Raw genomic sequence first — 21559 nt, 5'->3', positions numbered from 1 at the left:
GTGGTGTCGTACGGGAACACCACTTCCATGCCTTGCGGGAAGAACGGCTTGAGGCTGTCAATGGTGGTGCGCAGTGCCTTGGCGGTATCCAGCGCGTTGGCGCCTGTGGCCAGTTTCACCGCCAGACCGGAAGCCGGAGCGCCGTTGAACTGGGCGTTGATGCTGTAGTTCTCACCACCCAGACCGACCTCGGCGACATCTTTGAGGCGAACCTGAGAACCGTCCTTGTTGACCTTGAGCAGGATCTTGTCGAATTGCTCGGCGGTCTGCAGGCGGGTCTTGCCGATGATCGTCGCGTTCAGCTGGGTGCCGGGCAGGGCAGGCAAGCCGCCCAGTTGACCGGAAGACACCTGTACGTTTTGGGCGGCGATGGCGGTCTTGACGTCGATCGGGGTCAGGTTGAAGTTGTTCAACTTGGCCGGGTCGAGCCAGATACGCATGGCGTACTGCGAACCGAACACCTGGAAGTCACCGACACCGGCGGTCCGCGAGATCGGGTCCTGCATGTTCGACACGATGTAGTTGGACAGGTCGTCCTTGGTCATGCTGCCGTCGCGCGACACCACGCCGATCACCAACAGGAAGTTCTTCACGGCCTTGGTTACGCGGATACCCTGTTGCTGCACTTCTTGCGGCAGCAGCGGGGTGGCCAGGTTCAGCTTGTTCTGGACCTGGACCTGCGCGGTATCGGAGTTGGTGCCTTGCTCGAAGGTCGCGGTGATGGTCATGGTGCCGTCGGAGTTACTTTCCGACGATACATAACGCAAGTTGTCGATACCGTTGAGCTGCTGCTCGATCACCTGAACCACGGTGTCCTGCACGGTTTGCGCGGAGGCACCCGGGTAGGCTACGGAGATGGCAATTGCAGGCGGCGCAATGCTCGGGTATTGGTTGATCGGCAGTTTGAGGATCGACAGTGCCCCGACCAACATGATCACCAGGGCAATTACCCAAGCGAAAATCGGACGGTCGATAAAAAATTTCGACATGGTTTACTCCCCTTTGCCGCCAGCGGCTTTGTTAGCTGCCTGTGCGGGGGCCGGGTTCTTTGCGGTTACGTTGGTCGCCTCGCTGGCTTTGACTTCGACGCCAGGCTTGACGTATTGCAGGCCTTCGGTGATCAGCCGATCACCGGCTTTCAGGCCGTCTTCGATCAGCCATTGGTTGCCGACGGTACGGCTGGCCTTGAGCTGGCGCAGTTCAACCTTGTTGTCCGGGCCGACGACCATCGCGGTCGGTGTGCCTTTGAGGTCGCGGGTCACACCTTGCTGCGGGGCCAGAATCGCCGCGCTGTTCACACCGGCCTGCAACTGGGCGTGCACGAACATGCCTGGCAGCAGCGTGTGGTCAGGGTTGGGGAACACCGCGCGCAGGGTCACGGAACCGGTGGTCTGGTCAACCGAGACTTCGGAGAATTCCAGCTTACCGTCGAGCTTGTACTGGCTGCCGTCCTCGAGGGTCAGCTTGACCTTGGCCGAGTTATCGCCGGCCTTTTGCAGGCGACCGCTTTCCAGTTCACGGCGCAGCTCAAGCAATTCGACCGAGGATTGGGTGACGTCGACGTAGATCGGGTCGAGTTGCTGGATCACGGCCATTGCTTCGACCTGGGCATTGCTGACCAGTGCGCCCTCGGTCACCGAAGAGCGACCGATACGGCCGGTCAGCGGTGCATAGACCTTGGTGTAGCGCACATTGATTTGCGCCGATTGCAGCGCAGCTTCCGATTGCAGGCGATTGGCCACGGCGGTGTCGTATTCCTGACGGCTCACGGCTTGCTCGTCGACCAATTGCTTGTAGCGATCGGAGATCGATTTGGTCGAACGCAGGTTGGCTTCGGCGCTTTTCAGGGTCGCTTCGTAGACCGACGGATCGATCTGGTACAGCTGCTGGCCGGCCTTGACGTCGCTGCCTTCCTTGAACAGACGCTTGAGAATGATGCCATTGACCTGCGGGCGCACTTCAGCAATGCGGAACGCACTGGTGCGGCCGGGCAGTTCGGAGGTCAGCGTAAACGTTTGCGGTTGCAGGGTGACAACGCCGACCTGAGGCGGTGGTGCGGCCGGCGCCGCTTCTTCCTTTTTGCATCCGCTGAGCAGCGATGCCAGGGCGACGGCGGCGACCAGAGCGGTGAGAGCTGGCTTGAATTGCATGAAAATCCTCGGGTCAGGCGCGTAAAAAACGCACAAGAAAAGATGAAAGGTAAAAAGTGGGTTCCGGGTGGATAAGTAGCATGCTAAGGAATATACTTACGTTCACGGCTGTTTGTAAATACCTTGGCGGTGTATCTTCGCCGTTACAGCAGCCATCGAAAGGTTGGAATTGTAGGCCCGGGGACGATACCCAAGAGCGATCGCCCCACTTTTATTCAGCTGATATTCAGACATCGCTGAAGCATCCTGATTGAGGTTGTACTGCCATGGTCCGTCGTACCAAAGAGGAAGCTCAAGAAACCCGCGCCCAGATACTCGAGGCGGCTGAAAAAGCCTTTTACGAGCGGGGCGTGGCCCGTACGACCCTGGCGGATATCGCCACCCTCGCCGGAGTCACTCGTGGGGCCATCTATTGGCATTTCAGTAACAAGGCCGATCTGGTGCAGGCCATGCTCGACAGCCTGCACGAACCACTGGATGAGTTGGCCAAAGCCGCGGAGAGTGAAGACGAGCCCGATCCACTGGGCTGTATGCGGCGGCTGTTGATCCATTTGTTTCATGAAGTTGCACTGGACCCCAAGACCCGGCGCATCAACGAAATTCTGTTCCATAAGTGTGAATTCACCGATGAAATGTGCGACCTGCGTCAGCAGCGCCGAACGGCCAGCCTCGAATGCAACACGCGCATCGGTCTGACCCTGCGTAATGCGGTCAACCGTGGGCAATTGCCGGAAGACCTCGATACCGTTCGCGCTGCCATCAGTATTCATGCCTGGATCGACGGCCTGCTTTATCAGTGGTTGCTGGCACCGGACAGCTTCCAGCTGCACACCGAGGCCGAGCGTTGGGTCGACATCGCGTTGGACACACTGCGTTTGAGTCCCAGCCTGCGCAAGTGAAACAACATGCTAATCGGTGCCGCGTGTGTCAACGGTCAAGGCCGCAAATGAACAGTTCTTCACGCGCACGGCGGCAGACGGGTGCTTTTATATACGCCCGCTCGCCGCGGTGACAGATAGTCGGCGCGGTAATTTGTAGGAATTTTGTGTCGCTTGTGTGGGCGAGCGCCTATATCCCTTGACGGTTTCGTTGCTGTTTCACCTTGTACATCTCGCCGTCTGCCAGTTTGATGGCCTCGTCCACTGTCAAGCTGCCCGGTATCACTGCCACTACCCCAACGCTTGCGCCGCTGTAGTCAACCTCACCAAAACCGTGGCCCAGCTCATATTTCCCTTTTGTCGCTTTGGACAGGCGGTCCTGCAGCAACCCGGCCGCGTGTTCCCTGTCTTTTGCCGGGTCCGAGTGTTCAGAGGGCGTGCCCAGGGCAATCACGATGAATTCATCACCTCCAGTCCGCCCGATGATGTCGCTGATTCTGAGGCCATGCTGCAATCGGGCGGCCACGCCGCGCAGTAGCTGGTCTCCTGCCAAGTGACCGTGGGTATCGTTGATGAGCTTGAACCCATCCAGATCGATGACACCCAAAAGTATGTACTTGTTCTCACGCTGGGCCAGGGCGAACAGGCGCTCGGCATCGTTGAGAACGGCGCGTCGATTGGACAGGCCGGTGAGTGGGTCTGTCAGTGCCAGATTGGTCAACTCGACGTTGGCGGCCTGGAGTTGCTTAACCAGCTGCTCACGTTCAAGGGAATATCCGAGCAACCCTGAAAGCAGCTTCAGCAAGGGCTCCACTTCAGAACGACGAGGCACCTGGTTTGAGCTGGCGGCACACACCGTCCCCAACACTTGCCCATCCTGGGACCTGATCGGCGCGCTTACATACGTACTGATACCCAACGCCGCGGCGGCCTGCGAGTCGCCCCAACATTCGGCAACGTTATCCGAGTACATGCGATTCTCGTCCAGCGCCCGCTTGCACAAAGTATCTGCCCAAGGCACCACCAGCCCTTCCGGAATCACCATGTCACCGACGTTGCGTGCAAACTCGATGCGCTGGACGCCCTCGTCGGTATCAATGGTCGTCAGGTAGGTCGACTCCATACCGGTGACTTGACTGAGCAGAGTGAGCAAGGGGCGCGTCAGTTGCTCCAGGGTTCGGGCATTGGGAATGGTATCGGAGAGAAGGGAAAGAACCTGATCCATTTTTTGGGAGGCCGATAGCTGAGTGGTATTCCATTATCGACTGGTTGGCGGATTACTGAACATTGCAGGGGCCGGATAAGGAGGGCGAGAAGGCTGAGCTGAAGGTCCCGGTGCCTGGTGTGGACAGGTACCTGTGGCGCTTCAACCTAAGCCCTTCTCGAGGCATCAAATAAATGGAACCGCGTTTGGACGCGCTCGCCTAATGATCAGCCTGTGGAAATTCCCGCAGGCAAGGTGCCAATACCGGCATGCTTCGAGAGGTGGTCAACGTGGCTAAAGACGAGAAGAAAAGCAAAGGTGACACTTCAAAAGCCAGCAAGGACTTGAAGGACAAAAAATCAACATCGACCAAGAAATCAGCGGCAGCGTCGGCGCTTTCGAAATCGTCCGAAAAGAAGGACAAGAAAAAAGATGCCGAACCAAAGAAGTCTGCAAAGAAAGCAGATAGCAAGCCAGAAAAAACCAAGAAATCTGCGAAGTCAGAAACGTCGACGAAGAAGAAAAAGTGACACCCATCCTCTGCCAGGGCTTTATGCCCTGGCTTCGAGGGGGCAACCGGAAGTATTAGGTCGCCGTGCGGAAAAGGTGTCGGTTATTCTGGAGCCAAAGGTGCTTTTTAGTTCTTTTTTGTTTGTCAACTTTTTAGTTTTTATGTCGACAGGATAGTGGCTGACATCGAGTAACTGTAAGGGTGTTGGGTTTCTTTCTTGATTAAACTGGAAGCCGTCAAAACAGGTATATCTCCTATCGACTTCGCGTCATGTTCCCATACCAGCTTTAGTATCGGAGCTAAAGGGCTGATGTTTGAGTGATAAAAGTACTTGAGGCTGCTCGCGAATTCTACCGTTTGACTATAGTTGGTGTAGGTGGCCTGAAAAGTAAACAGGCTTTGCATGTTGTATTGTCTGATTGCTGGATTGAGATGCGCAGGGATGGACGCTTCAAGCGTCACTGGAGTGCTGCTGTAAGGCATCAATTTTGCCGGGCATTCAGGCGGAGCATCCTCGAAAGTTGTATCGTCGCGCCAAAAAATTGATGAAGTGTTGTTGGTGATGATTACGCTGAAGACAAGCTTTTTTGAGACGTCCATGTCTTGGTTTTCCTGTGTGGAATATTTGGGTTGGCTTGGAGCGTTGGTGTTTATTCGACTCGGATATCTACCAGATAGCTATAAGGCGCTTCGGTCAGTGAGTTATTCAATGTAGACGTGCAGCTTACGTGAGTGGCGCCAATTGAAATGGCTTCATGATTCCAGGTTTTGAGGTGCGTTGGATCACCCGGTGTAATGTCTGTATTGATTCGAAAGACTTTGTCTCCCTTTTCATTGCTGAAGGTAAAAAACTTGTGTGCACGTGTACCGGCAGAGTTGGACACGGTTTTCTCGCAGAAGTAGATAATCGTTTTGGGTTTCAGGGATTTTGCAATGGGGTGTAAATGCCGTGGGTGGACGTTGCTGTCGATGAGCTCAAACCTTTCGGAAGTTTCGTTGGTAATAAAAAATACTGTAGTGGTGGTGTTCTTGTCCGCGTCGTCCTGACTGCGAAATATGGCATCTTTGAAAAGATCAACATACATCCCCAAAAAGGGATAGGTTCCAGCTGATGAGCTGTGTTCCATATTGTCCAGGTAAGTCTGTTCTGCCAGTTCGATGGCGTCCAGGTCGGCCTGTAATGCATTTGCGATCAGGGTTCCGGGCTGTTCCTTTCCGATATGCACATCCAGCCAGTAACTATGGGGCGCTTGAGGGTCATGATCTCTCAATTGAGATGAGCAGTGCAGGAATTCTCGGCCTGTGGAGCGTGCTTGATGCTCCCAGACCGGCGTTCGGGTGGGAGCAATGAAGCCGAACGAGGACTTCACCAGCAGATGTGTATCAAGACGACATTGCTTGCCGCCTGCTGCGTACGTCAAGAATTTCTTGATAAAGATGTTGTCACCGGGCCGTGTCGCCCCGAGTCTGTTGTGGTCAAAAACATTCTGTGCGCCCATCACTGCGATGGAGTAGGGCGGGATATCGCATTCGGACAAATCTTCGATTTCGAAGTCCGTCTCGATAAGCTGGATTGTTTCATTGGTGTTGTTCTGGATGTAAACAAGCAATTCTATCGAGTTTTTACCCTGGTTGAATTCCTTCCATTGAGTGTTCTTTCGTTCTTCGTAGATGGCTTTGAGCTTTTCTTCTTTCAGAAGCATTGATTCTTGTGCATAGTCCATTGCTGTTTCTCTCCATTGAAAACAATGTGGTGTGTCGATGGGGCAATAATGATTTTTTGTGATTGGGCTGGCAAATGTTAAAGCTGGATATTGTTTGCTGAGTGTGTAAATGCTTGGCACTAATTATTGTTGTTAACGAATGGTGAGAAACAAAAAAAGCCCCAACTCTTTCAAGTCGGGGCTTTTTGCATTTCTACAGCTGAAGATTACAGCGTTGGATAGTCGATATAACCAACCGGGCCTTTGGCGTAGAACAGTTCAGGACGCGCTTCGTTCAGTGGCGCATCGGCTTTCAAACGCGCCGGCAGGTCCGGGTTGGCGATGAACGGCACGCCGAAGGCGACGGCGTCGGCTTTACCGGCGGCCAGCCAGGCGTTGGCGCTGTCCTTGGTGAAGCGTTCGTTGATGATGTACGGGCCGCCGAAGGCTTCCTTGATTTGAGGGCCGAGGCTGTCGGCGCCTTCTTTCTCGCGCGAGCAAATGAAGGCGATGCCACGCTTGCCCAGTTCGCGAGCGACGTAGGTGAAGGTTTCGGCCAGGTTGTCGTCGCCCATGTCATGGGAATCGGCACGTGGCGCGAGGTGCACGCCGACGCGGCCGGCGCCCCAGACTTCGATTGCGGCATCGGTCACTTCCAGCAGCAGGCGCGCACGGTTTTCCACCGAGCCGCCGTAGTTGTCGGTGCGCTGGTTGGTGCTGCTTTGCAGGAACTGGTCCAGCAGGTAACCGTTGGCGCCGTGGATTTCCACGCCGTCGAAGCCTGCGGCCTTGGCGTTTTCGGCACCGGTGCGGTAGGCGTCGACGATGTCGGCGATTTCAGCGGTTTCCAGGGCACGCGGGGTTGGGTAGTCGGCCAGTGGGCGAACCAGGCTGACATGACCTTTAGGCTGGATGGCGCTCGGTGCAACCGGGGCTTCGCCGTTCAGGTACGACGGGTGCGAAATACGACCGACGTGCCACAGTTGCAGGAAGATCTTGCCGCCCGCGCCATGGATTGCTTTAGTCACGTTGGCCCAGCCACGCACCTGATCGTTGGACCAGATACCCGGGGTGTCCGGGTAGCCGACGCCCATTGGCGTGACCGAAGTCGCTTCGCTGAGGATCAGGCCGGCGGAGGCGCGTTGTACGTAGTATTCGGCCATCAGCGCGTTCGGCACGCGGCCTTCGTCAGCGCGGCAGCGGGTCAGCGGCGCCATGATGATGCGGTTGGACAGTTCGAGGTCGCCCAGTTTGATCGGATCGAAAATAGTCGTCATTTAATCGCTCTCTTTTGAAGATCAGTTAGTAGCAGGAGCCAGTTCGGGATTGCCGTTCTGACGGAAAGTAATCAGGGTCACCAGCAGGGCGAGCACCGCCAGCGCTGCGGCTGCGAGCGGCACGCTGGTCAGGCCGAAGCCGTGGGCAATCACGCTGCCACCGACCCAGGCGCCCAAGGCGTTACCGACGTTGAATGCGCCGATGTTGAGGGTCGAGACCAGGTTCGGCGCGGCTTTGCCGTAGGTCACCACGTTGACCTGCAGGGCAGGCACGGCGGCAAAACACGCGGTGGCCCAAAGGAACAGGGTGATTTCGGTCGGGATCACGGCGACGCTGGTCCAGGTCAGCACGGTCGACACCACGGCCATGGCGATGAAAACGCCGATCAGCGTGGCGGCCAGGCCTTTGTCGGCCATCTTGCCGCCGATGATGTTGCCGAGGGTCAGGCCCAGGCCGATGAGCATCAGGCTCCAGGTCACGCCCCGGGGCGAAACGCCAGTGACTTCGCCCAACAGCGGCGCGACATAGGTGAACAGGGTAAACACCGACGCGGCGAACAGCGCGGTCATGCTCAGGGACAACCAGATGCCGGCGCCTTTGAGGGCTCGCAGTTCGGCGCGCATGTCGAGTTTTTCTTCATCACGCTTGGCCGGCAGGAAACGGATCAGGCCGATCAGCGCGATCACACCAATCACGGTCACGGCCCAGAAGGTCGAACGCCAGCCGGCTTCCTGGCCCAGAGCGGTGCCCAGGGGTACGCCGAGCACGTTGGCCAGGGTCAGGCCGGTGAACATCAGGGCCACGGCCGATGCGCGTTTGTTCGCAGGCACCAGGCCAGCAGCTACCACCGAACCGATGCCGAAGAACGCACCGTGACACAGCGCCGTGACCACGCGGGCAAACATCAGCACGTTGTAGTCACTGGCCACTGCGCAGAGCAGGTTGCCGATGATGAAAATGCCCATCAACGCCACCAATGCAGCCTTGCGCGGCAGTTTGGCGGTGGCCAGGGCCATGAATGGCGCACCGATGGCCACGCCCAGGGCATAACCGGTCACCAGCCAGCCGGCGCCGGGGATCGACACACCGAGGTCGGCCGCCACATCAGGCAGCAAGCCCATGATGACGAACTCGGTGGTGCCGATGGCGAAGGCGCTCAAGGCCAGGATGAGTAGCGAAAGGGGCATCGTCTGAATCCTTTTTTCTGACTTGGCGTCAGAGCTCTTTGCTGAAGATTTTGAGGAACTCCTGAATGGTTTCCTCGTTGCGTTTGAAAAAGTGCCATTGGCCGACTTTGCGGCTGCTGATCAGGCCGGCGCGTTGCAGAGTCGCCAGGTGCGCGGAGACCGTGGACTGCGACAGGCCGCAACGTTGATCGATCTGCCCGGCGCAAACGCCGTGCTCGTTGCTATGGGACTGGTCTGGAAATTCGACGGTCGGGTCTTTGAGCCAGTGCAGGATGTCTCTGCGGACCGGGTGCGCCAGGGCTTTTATTATTTCGTCGAGGTCAAGGTTCATGGTTGGGGGCTCGTGATCAGTAAAACGCTATATCGCGATGAAGCGAACTTTAAATCGGTATTTCGCGATATACCAATATGATTTCGATCTGACGACCGAATAAATCGGTATATCGGGTTATAACGATATGCTGGGTGTAGATACCGGAGCGCGGTGCTAAGCTGCGCCCATGAACTATCTCGCACATCTTCACCTCGGTGGCCAGCGTCCCGGTCAATTGCTCGGCAGTCTGTATGGCGATTTTGTCAAAGGCAGGCTGCAAGGGCAGTTCGAACCCGAGATCGAGGCCGCTATCCAGCTGCATCGCAGCATCGACGTATTTACTGATCGTCATCCGTTAGTGGATGCCGCGTTGTCGCGCTTTTCCCTGACGCGTCGCCGCTATGCCGGGATCGTGCTCGACGTATTTTTCGATCATTGCCTGGCGCGGGACTGGAAGCTGTATGCCGACCGGCCACTGGAGCTGTTCACTTCGGATGTGTATCGGGTGCTGTCCCGTGAACGACAACTGCCGGAGCGCCTGGCGAAGATTGCCCCGCACATGGTGGCCAATGACTGGCTGGGTTCGTATCGGGAGTTCGAAGTGCTGGAACAGGTGCTGCGGGGGATTTCCCGGCGCTTGACCCGGCCTGAAGAGCTGGCGGCCGCGATGCAGGAATTACGGATGTTGTACGAGCCGTTGAGCGAAGATTTCCGGTTGTTCTATCCGCAGTTGCAGGATTTTGCGCAGAACCGCTGACACAACCCCCTGTAGGAGCAAAGCTTGTTCGCGATGAACGATAACGGGGTCATCAGTCAAATCGCGTCGATCCCATCGCGAGCAAGCTTTGCTCCTACAGAAAAGTGCTTACGCGGCGATCAATTCGCCGGCACGACGCGGTTCAGCAGGTTTCACCACATCACCAAACAACGCCTTCTGCACCGCTTGCTGCGCCTCGAACGCCAGTGCCGCACGCTCGCGACCTTCGCAGACGATTGGCTTGAGCAAGTGGATCTCGACAGCGCCGCGGTCATTGGCAAACAAGCGCATCAAGTGCGAGAGCAAGTCATCATCGCCAATGAAAGGTGCAAGCGTATCGAGTTCACCGTCACGCACATAACGAATCGCCACCGGCTGCAATGCCACGTCCGAATCGATGGCGGCGGACAGCAGCCGCCCGTGGAACGTGCGCAGGGAGCGGCCATCGGTGGTGGTGCCTTCCGGGAACATCAGCAACGGATGCGCATGCTGCAGATGACGGGTCATCTGTTTGCGGATCAACTGGCTGTCACCCGAACCACGGCGGATGAACAGGCTGCCGGCCTTTGCCGCCAACCAACCGGCCACAGGCCAGGTACGCACTTCGGCCTTGGACAGGAACGACAGCGGCGTGAGCATGCCCAGCAACGGGATGTCAGTCCAGGACACATGATTGCTGACCCACAGCATCGGCGCTGTCGGCAATTGACCGTGGACCGTCACGTCGAAGGGCAGGGCGTTGCTCAAGCGTGCCATGAAAAATCGCGACCAGCGCTGACGACGTTCCATCGAATGGGCCAGGCCCAAGCGTTCGAACACGCCGAACACACTGGCCATGCTCAGCCCCAGCGCCACCACCAGCAACACTCGCGCGATTCGCGCGTACACCCGCAGCCGGCTCATTACACCGCCGCCTTGAAGTGTTTGGCGTAGCGCGGGCAGAGTTCGTCGCGCTTGAGCAGGATGAACACGTCGGCAACCTGGAAGTCTTCGTCCCAGCACGGCTCGCCGCAGATCTTCGCGCCCAGGCGCATGTAGGCCTTGAGCAGCGGTGGCATCTCAGCGATTACGTTGGAGGGAATATCCAGGGTCGGCAGCGGTTTTTTCGGTTCGGCGCGCAGGTGTTCGGTGCACAGGTAACGTTCCCGCAGACGCTGCATGATCGCGTGGGCCTGGATACCGCCATCCTGCATCGGGATGCTGGCGCAACCCATCAGGTAGCTGTAACCGCCCTGGTTCAGCACTTCGGCCAGTTCGCCCCAGAGCACGGCGATGGTGCCGCCGTTGCGGTAGGCCGGGTCGACGCAGGTACGGCCGATCTCCAGGATCGGGCCTTGCAGATGGACCAGGCCATGCAGGCTGAATTCTTCTTCGCTATAGAACTTGCCCAGGCTGCTGGCGGCGGTGTGGTCGAGCAAGCGGGTGGTCGCCACCAGTCGCCCGGTGTTCAGGTCACGCACGCCGATATGGGCGCAGTGAACATCATAGTCATCCATGTCCAGACCCAGTTCCGCGCCTTTGAGCTTGGCGTTGAACTCGCCGCTGAACACGTTGAAACGCAAGGCCTGAGCTTCCTGCAAAGCCTCGGCGCCTATCAGACGTTCGGCTTGCAGGCGGCGTTCGTTGCCGGTATCGCTGATGCGGGCGATCTGAGTCATGGCGAATCTCCGTGCGGGCTGCTCACCCGTCTTTGGGTTACAGCGGATCGACTTTCTTTATCCAGCCTTGTTGTGCAAAGTCAGGCTATGTAGCCCCGGTGTCATCGCCATGAAGCTTTGGTGATGCTTATATGACAGCCCACAAGGAGCCTCTTATGCCCTGGCAAACCCTGTTGAAACGCCGTGATCGCTTGCCCGCCAACCCCGACCTGGGAGAAGGGTTCACGACCTTGTTAGATCACCTGGGCGCCGTTTCCCCATTCGAGTTGGCGGTGGCGGGCGGACGTTTGATGGCAACACCGGGACTGGCATTTCTGGTGGGCTATCAAGCGGCACTGCGCATGCTTTGGCCGAGCGCGCCGTTGAGCCTCGGAGCCTTGTGCGCCACCGAACAGCGCAGCCTGCGCCCGGCGGACATGCAAACCCGCCTGAGCGGTTTGCGCCTGAGCGGGCGCAAGGATTTCGTCACCGCCGGCGATGCCGCCGACTGGCTGCTGATCGCCGCCCGCAGCGAGCCACCTGGCGACGAGCCGCGTCTGAGTCTGGCGGTGGTTTATCCGGATGAGCCGGGCGTGCGTGTGGAAAAGCTGCCGCCGCTCCCGTTGATGCCGGAGATCAGCCACGGCCGTTTATTCTTGGAAAACGCGCTGTGCGAATTGCTCGCCGGGGATGGCTGGGACGCTTACGTCAAACCGTTCCGCACCCTGGAAGATGTCTATGTGTTGAGCGCCATGACGGCGTGGCTGTATGGCGTCGGGCAGGACTGTGACTGGCCGCAGAGCTTGCAATTACGATTGTTGGCGTTATTGGCCGGGTGTGCGGAAACCAGCCGTCAGGCGCCGAGTCATGCGGCCGGGCACGTGTTGCTCGGCGGGTTGTTTGCGCAATTCGAGGCGCTCAAGGTTGAGGTAAATGAAGCGCTGGCCGATGGGCCAGCGGAATGGGCGGCGATGTGGCAGAGGGATCAAGCGGTGATGGATCTGGCAGCGGGGGCCAGGGGTAAGCGGCTGGCCAAGGCATTGGCGGCGATCTGACGGGCCTCATCGCGGGCAAGCCCGCTCCCACAAGTCTTGTATTCGCCAGCGGTTCCTGTGGGAGCGGGCTTGCCCGCGATGGCAATCTTCCAGGCAACACAAATCCCGGAACTGTCATCATCCTCGACTAGGCTCAGCGGGTTACCCCAAGAGCCCCTGTCATGTTCAAAGGCTGGTCCCTGATTTTCATTCTGCTGCTGAGCCCCGCAGCCCACGCCGAAAACTGGCCCGCCGAGCAATGGTCCAGCGGTCCGGCGATGACTGGCCCAGCACTTGAGGCGCTGGAAAACTATGCCTTCCCACTGCGCGATGACAGCACCCGAAAAGGCCTGCGCACCGATGCCTTGCTGGTGATCCGCGATGGCCAGTTGATCTACGAACGCTACGCCGGGCCGACCACCTCCGAGACGCCGCACCTGACCTGGTCCATCAGCAAAAGCCTGATGGCCACGGTACTGGGCGTGGCGTACGGCGAAGGCCTGTTCAAGCTCCAGGACCCGGTGCAGAGGTTTTATCCGCCCCTGAAAAAACACCCGGACACGAGCATGGCCGACCTGTTGCACTGGGCCTCAGGCATTGACTGGCAGGAAGACTACGAATACGCACCGTTGAAATCTTCGGTGGTGGCGATGCTCTACACCCGAGGTCACGCGGACATGGCCGCGTTCACTGCCGATCATGGCCGGTACGCGGCGCCAGGCCAGACGTTTCGCTATTCCAGCGGCGACAGCAATCTGTTGTCCACCGCGCTGAAAAGCATCGTCGGTGCTAATCGCTATGCGGACTTTCCATGGACAGCCTTGTTCGAGCCACTGGGTATTCGCCACGCCATTTGGGAAACCGACGCCAGCGGCACGTTCGTCGCGTCTTCTTACGCCTACCTGACCGCGCGGGATCTGGCGCGAGTCGGCTTGCTGATGGCCCGCGACGGTCGTTGGGGCGACAGACAATTGCTGCCCAGGGATTGGGTCGCCTTCAACCGCGAGCCGTTCGCCAATTATCACGCGCATCAGGACGAAACCGTTCCCGGTGGCCATTGGTGGCTCAATCGTGCAGCAGACGGAGCGGCACAACCCTGGCCCGATGCGCCCGTCGATACGTTCGCGGCGCTGGGCCATTGGGGCCAGGCGATGTACGTGATTCCGAGCGAAAAACTGGTGATCGTGCGTTACGGCGATGACCGCGACGGCAGCTATCGTCACAACGAATTGCTCAAGCTCGCACTGAAGGCCGTTGCCGGGAAGGTGCAACCATGAGCGGTTTCATCCGGCGCCGGCCGATCAGTTCATTGCTATTGGTCCTGCTGCTCGCCTTGCTGGGCTGGATCTGGCACGAGCGTGTGGCTCTGTGGGCATTCCCCGACATCATCAGCGCCTACACCGCGAAGGAATATTGCTCGTGCCGGTACGTGATGAACAACGACGCCGGTTATTGCCGTGGTTATGTGAAGCAGTGGCTGCCCACCAGCGGGTTTACCGATGACACCCTCGACAAGCGCGTCACCGTCAGCGGCATGGGCCGCAGCAACAGCGCCGCGTGGATCGGCGAACGCCAGGGTTGCCGCTTATCGCCCTGAATGTGGCGATGCTTTTTGTGGCGAGGGAGCTTGCTCCCGCTCGGCTGCGCAGCAGTCGTAAACTCAGCAACCTCGGTATGTCAGATACAACACGGTTGAGGTGCTAGCGCCGCTCTTCGCAGCGCAGCGGGAGCAAGCTCCCTCGCCACAAGGTTTTGCATTGGCCATCAAAGCTTTTTCCCCTCAGGTTCCACTCTGTGGAACCACATTCGATTGTCCTCGTGCGCGACTCGCGGTTATCTGGCGGTGAGCCCCTGCCTTTGATGCGTCTCGCGCTCCACAAAAGAACAGCGAACAACAAGAACGGGAATTCACTCGGCCTGAGGAAATCGTCATGACTCGACATCAGCACATCCTTGCCTGGCTCAGCGACGTGGCCAGCGACCTGCACGCCACCCGCCAGGACATCCATGCCCACCCCGAACTCGGTTTCGAGGAAAACCGCACCTCGGCGCTGGTGGCCAAATCCTTGGTGGACTGGGGCTACGAGGTTCACACCGGGATCGGCAAGACCGGAGTGGTCGGTGTCCTGCGCAACGGCAACAGCCCGCGCAAACTCGGATTGCGCGCCGACATGGATGCACTGCCGATCATCGAGAACACCGGCGCCACCTACAGCAGTCAGCATCAGGGCTGCATGCACGCTTGCGGGCATGACGGCCACACCACCATGTTGTTGGGCGCCGCGCGTTATCTGGCGGCGACCCGGCAGTTCGACGGCACCCTGACCCTGATTTTCCAGCCGGCCGAAGAAGGCCAGGGTGGTGCCGAGGCCATGCTCGCCGATGGCCTGCTCGAACGTTTCCCCTGCGATGCGCTGTTCGGCATGCACAACATGCCGGGTCTGCCTGCCGGACATTTGGGCTTTCGTGAAGGGCCGATGATGGCGTCGCAGGACTTGCTCACCGTAACCATCGAAGGCGTCGGCGGACATGGTTCGATGCCGCATCTGGCGGTCGACCCATTGGTGGCGGCAGCCAGCGTGGTCATGGCTTTGCAGACGGTGGTGGCGCGCAACATCGATGCGCAGCAAGCGGCAGTGGTCACGGTCGGTGCGTTGCAGGCCGGGGAGGCCGCCAACGTGATACCGCAGCAGGCGATCCTGCGCCTGAGCCTGCGCGCACTCAATGCACAAGTGCGTGAACAGACCCTCGAACGGGTGCGCGCGATCATCGAATCCCAGGCCAGGAGTTTTGGTTGCAGTTCACGCATCGAGCATCGTCCGGCCTATCCGGTGCTGGTCAACCACGCCAACGAAACCGAATTCGCCCGTCAGGTCGCTGTCGAGTTGCTCGGCGCCGATGCGGTGGACGGCAACACGCCAAAACTCATGGGCAGCGAAGACTTCGCCTGGATGCTCCAGCGTTGCCCGGGCGCCTACCTGTTTATCGGCAATGGCGTATCGCGGCCGATGGTGCACAACCCCGCGTATGATTTTAACGACGACATCCTGCTGACCGGCGCGGCGTATTGGGGCGCGCTGACCGAGAGCTGGCTCAAGCCGGCCTGATTTCCTCACTTTCTACTGCCGCTGGACCGGGCGCGCGCCGTCGTGCCCGCCGTTACCCATCAGGTTTTTGGAGAGTTGCCCATGCACACTTCGAGCACAGGCGTTTCGCGCACCCGGCAGGTGGTCGCCGCCGTTGTCGGCAACGCACTGGAATGGTATGACTTCATCGTTTACGGCTTTCTGGCGAGCATCATCGCCCGGCAATTTTTCCCGTCCGAGGATGAGTACGCCTCGCTGCTGATGGCGCTGGCGACCTTCGGCGTCGGCTTTTTCATGCGCCCGGTGGGTGGCATTCTGCTGGGCATGTATTCGGATCGCAAAGGACGCAAGGCGGCGATGCAGATGATCATCCGCCTGATGACCGTGTCCATCGCGCTGATCGCCTTTGCACCCAACTACGCCGCCATCGGCATGGGGGCGCCGCTGTTGATCGTGGTCGCAAGGATGCTGCAAGGCTTCGCCACGGGTGGCGAGTACGCCAGTGCCACGGCGTTCCTGGTGGAGAGCGCACCGGCGCACCGCAAGGGTTTGTATGGCTCGTGGCAATTGGTCGGGCAATGCCTGGCGGTGTTTTCCGGGGCCGGCATGGTGGCGTTGTTCACCCATTTGCTGACCCCCGAGGCACTGGACAGTTGGGGCTGGCGCATTCCGTTCATCATCGGCTTGCTGATCGGCCCGGTCGGGCTGTGGATTCGCAAGCACATGGAAGAACCGGAGGAGTTTCTTGAGGCGCGCAAACAGGCCAAGGGCGCCAGTCCAAGCTTGCTGCAAGTGATCCGCGAACACCGCCGCGCCATTCTTGTATCGATGGGCCTGGCGTGTGGTGCGACTGTGTCGTTCTACGTGGTCCTGGTGAACATGCCGACCTTCGCTCACAAGAATCTCGGCTTGCCGCTGGACCAGGTGCTGCTGGTGCAGATGCTGGCCGTGGCGTTGATGACCGTGGTCATTCCATTGTCCGGCGCATTGTCGGATCGCCTCGGCCGACGCCCGGTTTTGATGGCCTTCACCCTGGCGTTTTTCCTGATGGTCTATCCGTTGTACGTGTGGGTGGCGGCAGCCCCCTCCATCGAGCGCTTGCTGGTGATGCAACTGTTGCTGTGCAGTTCGATCGGCGGCTTTTTCGGCCCGGCGCCGACCGCACTGGCCGAGCAGTTTCCGATTGAAGTGCGCTCTACCGGGGTATCGGTGGCCTACAACGTTGCGGTCATGGTCTTCGGCGGTTTCGCGCCGCTGATCGTCACCTGGCTGAGCAAAGTCCTGGCGACGCCGGTGGCGCCATCGTTCTATGTGTTGTTCGCTTGCCTGCTGACGCTATTGGGCACTTACTGCATGCAGGAAGCACCACGGGCAAAGCGATCTGTCGAACTCAACCTTGAGGTGAAGCCTTGAGCATCAATCCGATTGTAGAAATGGACGCCGCTACGCTGTCCCGGGCCATCCACGGGCGGCTGGTGTCTTGCCGTGAAGTGATGCAAGCGTATCTGGCGCAGATCGAGCGCTTCAATCCGCAGGTCAATGCGCTGGTGTCGCTGCGAGCGGACGATGAACTGCTGAGCGAAGCCGACGCCTGCGACCGGCAGCTGGATCAAGGCCAGTCCCGTGGCTGGATGCACGGCATGCCGCAAGCGGTCAAAGACCTGGCCGCCACCGCCGGGTTGCGCACCACCATGGGCTCGCCACTGTTCGCCGAACAGGTCCCGCAACACGATGCCATCAGTGTTGCGCGGGTACGCGACAGTGGCGCAATCATCATCGGCAAGAGCAACGTTCCGGAGTTCGGCCTCGGCTCGCAAACCTACAACAGCGTATTCGGCACCACCACCAACGCCTACGACCCGACACGGGTCGCCGGTGGCAGCAGCGGCGGGGCGGCGGTGGCGCTGGCGTTGCGCATGCTGCCGGTGGCCGATGGCAGCGACATGATGGGCTCGCTGCGCAATCCGGCGGCGTTCAACAACGTCTTCGGTTTTCGTCCGTCCCAGGGGCGCGTGCCGTACGGTCCGGCGCCGGAGCTGTTCGTCCAGCAATTGGCCACCGAAGGGCCGATGGGCCGCACCGTTACCGATGTCGCTCGATTGCTCGGCACGCAGGCCGGCTACGACTCGCGCGCGCCATTGTCGCTGACTCAGGACCCGCAGGTTTTCCATCAGTCCCTGGCGCAGGATTTCAACGATGTTCGCGTCGGATGGCTGGGTGACTATAACGGTTACCTGCCGATGGACCCAGGCGTGATGAGCCTGTGCGAGTCGGCATTGCACGACTTTGCGGCACTGGGCTGCAAGGTTGAAGCCTGTCAGCCGGACTACGCCATGGAACGCCTGTGGCAAGCCTGGTTGACCCATCGCCATTGGCTGGTGCAAGGCAGCCTCGGTGCGTTGTACGCCGACCCACGCAAACGCGAGCAACTCAAACCCGAAGCGCAATGGGAAGTCGAAGGCGGGCTGCGTCTGACGGCAGCGGATGTCTACCAGGCCTCGGTCAGTCGCAGCGACTGGTTTCGGGCCTTGAACGAATTGTTCGAACGTTACGATTTTCTGTTGCTGCCCACTGCTCAAGTGTTTCCTTTTGATGCACAAACACCGTGGCCGCGCGTCGTCGGCGGGCAGAGCATGGACACTTACCACCGCTGGATGGAGGTGGTCATCGGGCCGACGTTGGCCGGATTGCCGAGCATGAACGTGCCGGTGGGTTTCAACCCGGCCGGACTGCCGACGGGCCTGCAAATCATCGGCCCGGCCCAGGCTGACTTGGCGGTGCTGCAACTGGCGTATGCCCATGAGCAACTGACCCAATGGGTCAAGCGCCGACCGCCCGGTTGTCTGCAAAACTCTTGAGCCTGGCGGACAGGCCCGCATCTTGCTGTGCTTTGTAAAAGAGCAGCGATACGGGCTTAGGGAGTTCGAACCTATGGAGAGCAAGGCAGAAACCGGCAATGTACGTTCCGTCGAGCGCGCTCTGGCGATCGTCGAATTGCTGGGTGAGCATCAGGCGTTGGGGTTGGAGGAATTGCATTACCTGACGAGCCTGCCCAAGTCCACAGTGTCACGGATGTTGCTGACCCTGCAGGAGCAGGGCTGGATCTACCGCGGCTTGAGCGACCGGCGTTACCGCTTGTGCGCCAAGCGTCTGTATGGCGACAGCCAGCAGCGTTTCAAGCGGCGGCTGGTGGAAAACGCCGCGCCGCTGTTGCTGGAATTGAGCGAACGCACCGGGCTGGTGGCGGACTTGTCGTGTTTCGACGGCGAGCGGATCGAGGTCATGGAAAGCGCCATTCCGACGGTGCTACGCAAGCGTTATCCGAACAACTGCCAGATCGTCGGCCAGCACGCCAGCCTGTTTCATTCGGCCATGGGCCGGGCCTGCCTGGGAGAACTGGACAGCCATGAAGTAGAACGTCTGGCCGAGCGTGAGCGGTTGAATGACGAGACGCTGTTCAACGCTTCGCAAACGGCGTTGCACCAGGGGTTCGGCCAGCGCACCGAGGGTTACTGGGAATACCCGGTGCGCCTGCCGTTCCTGATTCGAGCGGTGGCTTTACCGATCCGTACCGACGGCCGGCTGGTCGGCAGCATGGCGTTGCACTGGCCGATGGATCAGGCGCCGGTGGAACGGGTGCTGAGCCTGCACCTCAACAGCCTGGCCACGACCATTGGCGATGTGCAGCAGGCGATGGCCTGATTGGAACTTGTGGCTGTTTAGAGACTCAAGGCAACACATTTCTTGCAACCTGTGTCAGGCCGGTTAAGGTTCAGCACAGGTTTACTTGCCCCCACGAGTCTTTATGTCCAAGCGGTCAGTCACCCAAACCCTCGCTTCAGTGCTGTTGGCCGGCGCTTCGCTGTCAGCCCAGGCCAATTGGTATCTGGATGGCGAGTCCTCGCGGCTGTCATTCGTCAGCACCAAAAACGCCAATGTTTCCGAAGTGCAGCGCTTTTTGGTGCTGCATGGCAAAGTCGATCCCAAAGGGCTGGCGCAGGTTGAAGTGGAACTGGATTCGATCAACAGCGGCATTCCGCTGCGTGATGAGCGCATGCGCAACAATCTGTTCGAGATCGATAAATTTCCCGAAGCATTGATCTCCACACAAATCGACCTGCGCCCGATCAACGACCTCGCCCCCGGCGCGCAACTGGAATTGCGTCTGCCGCTGACGGTCGACCTGCATGGCAAACAGCACACCTACAACGCCGAATTGCTGGCGACGCGCCTGGATGACCGGCGCTTCCAGGTGGTGACGCTGGAGCCGTTGGTGATCAACGCCGAAGACTTTGATCTGGCGCCGGGGCTGGAAGCACTGCGCAAGGTCGCCGGTTTATCGGCCATCAGTCTGTCGGTGCCGGTGGGTGCGGTGCTGATTTTCACGGCGCGCTGACATGGCCGGGGCAATTTTTCCGTGGCGTGAAGGCAACCGCTTCGAACTGCTGATCGACGGCCCGCAGTTTTTCCCGCGCATGCTGGTGGCGATAGCCCGTGCCGAGGAACAGGTCGAGTTGGAGTTGTATCTGGTGGAGGCGGGCGCCTGTGCCGAGGCCATGGTGCAAGCGTTGGTCCAGGCTGCCGAGCGCGGTGTGCGGGTGCGTTGCCTGTTCGATGATTACGGCAGCCTCGCGTTCACCCTGACCTTGCGTCAGCGCCTGACGACGGCCGGCGTGGAATTGCGCTTCTACAATCGTCTGAACTGGCGGCGTTGGGTCGGTAACTTCTACCGTGATCACCGCAAGTTGCTGCTGGTGGATCAAAGCCTGGCTGTGGTCGGCGGCACGGGTGTCACCGATGAGTTCTGGACGCCGGGCGAGGACGTCAGTGAATGGCACGAAGTGATGGTGGAAATCACCGGCCCGCTGGTGCTCGACTGGCAACTGCTGTTCGATCGCCAATGGATCGCCAACCGTCATCGCCGCGCCTGGAAACCCGCGGCGCATTTCGGCTTGCCGCGTCTGCCCCGAGTGCCCGCCACAGGGGAGGGCATGGGCCGCGTCGCCTACGCCGACGCCCGTCAGCACCGCGACATTCTGCAATCCTTGACGCGCGCACTGAACAGCGGCCAGAAGCGTATCTGGCTGGCCACTCCGTACTTTCTGCCGACCTGGAAGGTCCGCCGCTCATTGCGTCGTGCCGCCGGCCGTGGCGTCGACGTACGCCTGCTGCTGACCGGGCCACGTACCGATCACCCATCCGTGCGCTATGCCGGGCATCGCTACTACCCGCGGTTGCTCAAGGCCGGGGTGAAGATTTTCGAGTACCAGCCGTGCTTCCTGCACCTGAAAATGGTGTTGATCGACGATTGGGTGAGCATCGGTTCGTGCAACTTCGATCACTGGAATTTGCGCTTCAACCTGGAAGCCAACCTCGAAGCGCTCGACCCTGGACTGACCCGGGACGTGGCGGCGAGTTTCGAAAAGGATTTTGCCCTGAGCCAGCAAGTCAGCCTGGAAGAATGGCAGCGCCGTCCTCTCTGGAAGCGAATCAAGCAACGGGCCTGGGGATGGGTGGATCGGTTGGTGGTGAATCTGTTGGATCGAAGGGGCTGACCCTGACATTCCAGATCGTTCCCACGCTCTGCGTGGGAACGCCTCCAGGGACGCTCCGCGTCCAGTGACGCGGAGCGTCATGGGCTGCATTCCCACGCAGAGCGTGGGAACGATCAGTCCGCACAGGATTACAGCAACTCAAAACTCTGCTGCGTCAAGTCCTGGGAATCCAGGCCGATCTGCACGTTGAACTCGCCCGGTTCCGCAGCGTATTCCAGATCGTTCCCACGCTCTGCGTGGGAACGCCTCCAGGGACGCTCCGCGTC

22 protein-coding genes are annotated in these 21559 nt (G+C 59.5%); 12 read left to right on the top strand and 10 right to left on the bottom strand.

Going from position 1 to position 21559, the window contains the following annotated elements; genetic code table 11:
* Window positions 1–989: efflux RND transporter permease subunit (locus D8U69_RS13225; RefSeq protein WP_177434565.1), on the bottom strand; the 989-nt coding region annotated here is incomplete at its 3' end.
* A gap of 3 nt (window positions 990–992) precedes the next feature.
* Window positions 993–2150, bottom strand: a complete 1158-nt coding sequence (gene emhA / locus D8U69_RS13220; protein ID WP_056856091.1) for an efflux RND transporter periplasmic adaptor subunit EmhA — start codon at window positions 2148–2150, stop codon at window positions 993–995.
* 266 nt (window positions 2151–2416) lie between these two features.
* Here emhA and emhR point away from each other — a divergent pair, with 266 nt between their 5' ends.
* The gene (gene emhR / locus D8U69_RS13215; RefSeq protein ID WP_056856090.1) at window positions 2417–3049 is read left to right on the top strand and encodes an efflux system transcriptional repressor EmhR; all 633 of its coding nucleotides are present in this window, start codon (window positions 2417–2419) and stop codon (window positions 3047–3049) included.
* A 169-nt stretch (window positions 3050–3218) separates the two neighbouring features.
* Here the strand turns inward: emhR and D8U69_RS13210 are convergent, their stop codons facing one another.
* Window positions 3219–4253, bottom strand: coding sequence for a sensor domain-containing diguanylate cyclase (locus D8U69_RS13210; protein ID WP_056856089.1), 1035 nt, complete (start codon window positions 4251–4253; stop codon window positions 3219–3221).
* A 260-nt stretch (window positions 4254–4513) separates the two neighbouring features.
* Here D8U69_RS13210 and D8U69_RS13205 point away from each other — a divergent pair, with 260 nt between their 5' ends.
* Entirely contained in the window at window positions 4514–4762 is a 249-nt protein-coding gene (locus D8U69_RS13205; protein ID WP_056856306.1) for a hypothetical protein, read from the top strand.
* Between the two features lie 140 nt (window positions 4763–4902).
* Here the strand turns inward: D8U69_RS13205 and D8U69_RS13200 are convergent, their stop codons facing one another.
* The 5 genes from D8U69_RS13200 to D8U69_RS13180 all read right to left on the bottom strand — a co-directional run bounded on the left by D8U69_RS13200 (window position 4903) and on the right by D8U69_RS13180 (window position 9242).
* On the bottom strand, window positions 4903–5343 hold the full coding sequence (locus tag D8U69_RS13200) for a hypothetical protein (protein WP_130904351.1): 441 nt from the start codon (window positions 5341–5343) through the stop codon (window positions 4903–4905).
* Between the two features lie 50 nt (window positions 5344–5393).
* On the bottom strand, window positions 5394–6467 hold the full coding sequence (locus D8U69_RS13195) for a hypothetical protein (RefSeq protein ID WP_130904350.1): 1074 nt from the start codon (window positions 6465–6467) through the stop codon (window positions 5394–5396).
* 206 nt (window positions 6468–6673) lie between these two features.
* Window positions 6674–7723, bottom strand: coding sequence for an alkene reductase (locus tag D8U69_RS13190; protein ID WP_056856086.1), 1050 nt, complete (start codon window positions 7721–7723; stop codon window positions 6674–6676).
* Between the two features lie 21 nt (window positions 7724–7744).
* Entirely contained in the window at window positions 7745–8911 is a 1167-nt protein-coding gene (locus tag D8U69_RS13185; protein WP_056856085.1) for an MFS transporter, read from the bottom strand.
* 28 nt (window positions 8912–8939) lie between these two features.
* Entirely contained in the window at window positions 8940–9242 is a 303-nt protein-coding gene (locus D8U69_RS13180) for a metalloregulator ArsR/SmtB family transcription factor (protein WP_130904349.1), read from the bottom strand.
* Between the two features lie 169 nt (window positions 9243–9411).
* Between D8U69_RS13180 and D8U69_RS13175 the strand changes: the two genes are divergently transcribed.
* Window positions 9412–9981 (top strand): ACP phosphodiesterase, encoded by a 570-nt coding sequence (locus tag D8U69_RS13175; RefSeq protein ID WP_130904348.1) that lies wholly within the window; start codon window positions 9412–9414, stop codon window positions 9979–9981.
* A gap of 108 nt (window positions 9982–10089) precedes the next feature.
* On the opposite strand, the gene D8U69_RS13170 is transcribed toward D8U69_RS13175, so the two are convergent.
* Together D8U69_RS13170 and olsB are read right to left on the bottom strand one after the other, a co-directional pair.
* Window positions 10090–10884 (bottom strand): lysophospholipid acyltransferase family protein, encoded by a 795-nt coding sequence (locus tag D8U69_RS13170; protein WP_056856083.1) that lies wholly within the window; start codon window positions 10882–10884, stop codon window positions 10090–10092.
* Entirely contained in the window at window positions 10884–11639 is a 756-nt protein-coding gene (gene olsB / locus D8U69_RS13165; protein ID WP_056856082.1) for an L-ornithine N(alpha)-acyltransferase, read from the bottom strand. The genes D8U69_RS13170 and olsB overlap by 1 nt, the downstream gene beginning before the upstream one ends.
* A 155-nt stretch (window positions 11640–11794) precedes the next feature.
* Between olsB and D8U69_RS13160 the strand changes: the two genes are divergently transcribed.
* From D8U69_RS13160 to D8U69_RS13120, 9 genes are all read left to right on the top strand, one after another.
* On the top strand, window positions 11795–12673 hold the full coding sequence (locus D8U69_RS13160) for an acyl-CoA dehydrogenase family protein (RefSeq protein WP_130904347.1): 879 nt from the start codon (window positions 11795–11797) through the stop codon (window positions 12671–12673).
* A gap of 161 nt (window positions 12674–12834) precedes the next feature.
* Window positions 12835–13929 (top strand): serine hydrolase, encoded by a 1095-nt coding sequence (locus tag D8U69_RS13155; protein ID WP_130907465.1) that lies wholly within the window; start codon window positions 12835–12837, stop codon window positions 13927–13929.
* The gene (locus D8U69_RS13150; RefSeq protein ID WP_056856079.1) at window positions 13926–14249 is read left to right on the top strand and encodes a hypothetical protein; all 324 of its coding nucleotides are present in this window, start codon (window positions 13926–13928) and stop codon (window positions 14247–14249) included. The genes D8U69_RS13155 and D8U69_RS13150 overlap by 4 nt, the downstream gene beginning before the upstream one ends.
* A gap of 334 nt (window positions 14250–14583) precedes the next feature.
* Complete coding sequence (locus D8U69_RS13145; protein ID WP_130907464.1) at window positions 14584–15759, top strand: M20 aminoacylase family protein; 1176 nt, start codon at window positions 14584–14586, stop codon at window positions 15757–15759.
* Window positions 15760–15840: 81 nt separating this feature from the next.
* Window positions 15841–17151, top strand: coding sequence for a citrate-proton symporter (locus D8U69_RS13140; RefSeq protein WP_130904345.1), 1311 nt, complete (start codon window positions 15841–15843; stop codon window positions 17149–17151).
* Window positions 17148–18596 (top strand): amidase, encoded by a 1449-nt coding sequence (locus D8U69_RS13135; RefSeq protein WP_269083304.1) that lies wholly within the window; start codon window positions 17148–17150, stop codon window positions 18594–18596. Before D8U69_RS13140 ends, D8U69_RS13135 begins: the two co-directional genes overlap by 4 nt.
* A 73-nt stretch (window positions 18597–18669) precedes the next feature.
* Window positions 18670–19440 carry an IclR family transcriptional regulator gene (locus tag D8U69_RS13130; protein WP_130907463.1) on the top strand — a complete coding sequence of 257 codons (771 nt, stop codon included), beginning with the start codon at window positions 18670–18672 and terminating at the stop codon, window positions 19438–19440.
* Window positions 19441–19543: 103 nt separating this feature from the next.
* Entirely contained in the window at window positions 19544–20134 is a 591-nt protein-coding gene (locus D8U69_RS13125; RefSeq protein ID WP_056856075.1) for a YceI family protein, read from the top strand.
* Between the two features lies 1 nt (window position 20135).
* Entirely contained in the window at window positions 20136–21293 is a 1158-nt protein-coding gene (locus tag D8U69_RS13120) for a phosphatidylserine/phosphatidylglycerophosphate/cardiolipin synthase family protein (protein WP_130907462.1), read from the top strand.
* Window positions 21294–21559: the final 266 nt, after the last annotated feature.

The organism is Pseudomonas sp. Sample_16, assembly GCF_004307665.1.
Lineage (GTDB): Bacteria > Pseudomonadota > Gammaproteobacteria > Pseudomonadales > Pseudomonadaceae > Aquipseudomonas.
Note: the sequence above shows the minus strand (reverse complement) of the source record. Positions and strands in the feature narration are given on the sequence as shown.

Bases quoted from the DNA above. Each gene is read 5' to 3' on its own strand.
- olsB (WP_056856082.1), bottom strand. From the start codon at position 11,639: ATGACTCAGATCGCCCGCATCAGCGATACCGGCAACGAACGCCGCCTG.
- D8U69_RS13160 (WP_130904347.1), top strand. From the start codon at position 11,795: ATGCCCTGGCAAACCCTGTTGAAACGCCGTGATCGCTTGCCCGCCAAC.
- D8U69_RS13145 (WP_130907464.1), top strand. From the start codon at position 14,584: ATGACTCGACATCAGCACATCCTTGCCTGGCTCAGCGACGTGGCCAGC.
- emhA (WP_056856091.1), bottom strand. From the start codon at position 2,150: ATGCAATTCAAGCCAGCTCTCACCGCTCTGGTCGCCGCCGTCGCCCTG.
- D8U69_RS13175 (WP_130904348.1), top strand. From the start codon at position 9,412: ATGAACTATCTCGCACATCTTCACCTCGGTGGCCAGCGTCCCGGTCAA.
- D8U69_RS13125 (WP_056856075.1), top strand. From the start codon at position 19,544: ATGTCCAAGCGGTCAGTCACCCAAACCCTCGCTTCAGTGCTGTTGGCC.
- D8U69_RS13185 (WP_056856085.1), bottom strand. From the start codon at position 8,911: ATGCCCCTTTCGCTACTCATCCTGGCCTTGAGCGCCTTCGCCATCGGC.
- D8U69_RS13180 (WP_130904349.1), bottom strand. From the start codon at position 9,242: ATGAACCTTGACCTCGACGAAATAATAAAAGCCCTGGCGCACCCGGTC.
- D8U69_RS13140 (WP_130904345.1), top strand. From the start codon at position 15,841: ATGCACACTTCGAGCACAGGCGTTTCGCGCACCCGGCAGGTGGTCGCC.
- D8U69_RS13200 (WP_130904351.1), bottom strand. From the start codon at position 5,343: ATGGACGTCTCAAAAAAGCTTGTCTTCAGCGTAATCATCACCAACAAC.
- D8U69_RS13170 (WP_056856083.1), bottom strand. From the start codon at position 10,884: ATGAGCCGGCTGCGGGTGTACGCGCGAATCGCGCGAGTGTTGCTGGTG.
- D8U69_RS13190 (WP_056856086.1), bottom strand. From the start codon at position 7,723: ATGACGACTATTTTCGATCCGATCAAACTGGGCGACCTCGAACTGTCC.
- D8U69_RS13210 (WP_056856089.1), bottom strand. From the start codon at position 4,253: ATGGATCAGGTTCTTTCCCTTCTCTCCGATACCATTCCCAATGCCCGA.
- D8U69_RS13120 (WP_130907462.1), top strand. From the start codon at position 20,136: ATGGCCGGGGCAATTTTTCCGTGGCGTGAAGGCAACCGCTTCGAACTG.
- D8U69_RS13130 (WP_130907463.1), top strand. From the start codon at position 18,670: ATGGAGAGCAAGGCAGAAACCGGCAATGTACGTTCCGTCGAGCGCGCT.
- emhR (WP_056856090.1), top strand. From the start codon at position 2,417: ATGGTCCGTCGTACCAAAGAGGAAGCTCAAGAAACCCGCGCCCAGATA.
- D8U69_RS13195 (WP_130904350.1), bottom strand. From the start codon at position 6,467: ATGGACTATGCACAAGAATCAATGCTTCTGAAAGAAGAAAAGCTCAAA.
- D8U69_RS13155 (WP_130907465.1), top strand. From the start codon at position 12,835: ATGTTCAAAGGCTGGTCCCTGATTTTCATTCTGCTGCTGAGCCCCGCA.
- D8U69_RS13150 (WP_056856079.1), top strand. From the start codon at position 13,926: ATGAGCGGTTTCATCCGGCGCCGGCCGATCAGTTCATTGCTATTGGTC.